The organism is Antrihabitans spumae (assembly GCF_043944905.1).
In the GTDB taxonomy this organism is placed as follows: Bacteria; Actinomycetota; Actinomycetes; order Mycobacteriales; family Mycobacteriaceae; genus Antrihabitans; species Antrihabitans spumae.
In genome coordinates this window covers 1-867 of record NZ_JBIMSN010000164.1, presented here as the reverse complement: position 1 = coordinate 867, position 867 = coordinate 1, and the positions used below count along the sequence as shown (strand labels likewise).

Here is an 867-nt window from a genome sequence, read left to right as displayed (position 1 = left end):
TCAGGGACGTCGAAGAGGTATCCGCCGGAGCTGCGTGAGCGGGCAGTGCGGATGGTTGCCGAGATCCGTCATGAGCACAGTTCGGAGTGGGCTGCGATCGAGTCCGTCGCCGGCAAGCTCGGCATTGGAACGCCGCAAACACTGCACAATTGGATCCGCAAGGCTCAAATCGATTCCGGTCAGCGTGCCGGCGTGAGCACCGATGCCGCGGCCGAGTTGCGGAAGCTGCGAGCTGAGAATCGAGAACTCAAGCGGGCCAACGAAATTCTGAAGTCTGCATCGACTTTCTTCGCGGCGGAGCTCGACCGCCAACGCAAGTGATCGTCGAATTCATCGACAACCACAAACAGGAGTTCGGCGTCGAGCCGATCTGCAGGGTGCTCACCGAGCACGGTTGCAAGGTCTCGTCGAGCACCTACTACGACGCCCGTAGCCGTCCACCATCCAAACGTGCGGTCCGCGACGACGAGCTGAAGTCGGAGATCGTCCGGGTGCACGAGTCGAACTATTCCGTTTACGGCGCCCGGAAGGTGTGGCTGCAATGCCGCAGGGAGGACATCGAGGTGGCCCGCTGCACCGTCGAGCGGCTGATGGGTGAACTCGGTCTCGAGGGTGCCCGGCGAGGTAAGAAGAAGCGGACCACCGTTGCAGATCCGCTAGCCGATCGGGCGGCAGATCTGGTGCAGCGTCGATTCTGCCCGGAAGCTCCAAATGTGTTGTGGGTAGCGGACTTCACGTATGTCTCGACATGGTCGGGGTGGGTGTACGTCGCCTTCGTGATCGATGCATTCTCCCGCCGGATCCTGGGGTGGCGTAGTTCGACGGAGATGACGACACCGCTGGTACTCGATGCGATCGAACACGCGA

1 pseudogene and 1 other annotated feature are annotated in these 867 nt (G+C 61.6%); the pseudogene reads left to right on the top strand.

Going from position 1 to position 867, the window contains the following annotated elements:
* Nucleotides 1-867, top strand: a pseudogene (locus ACHIRB_RS30455) (IS3 family transposase); the annotation flags it as partial.
* Nucleotides 282-410, top strand: a sequence feature (AL1L pseudoknot). (Overlaps the previous pseudogene by 129 nt.)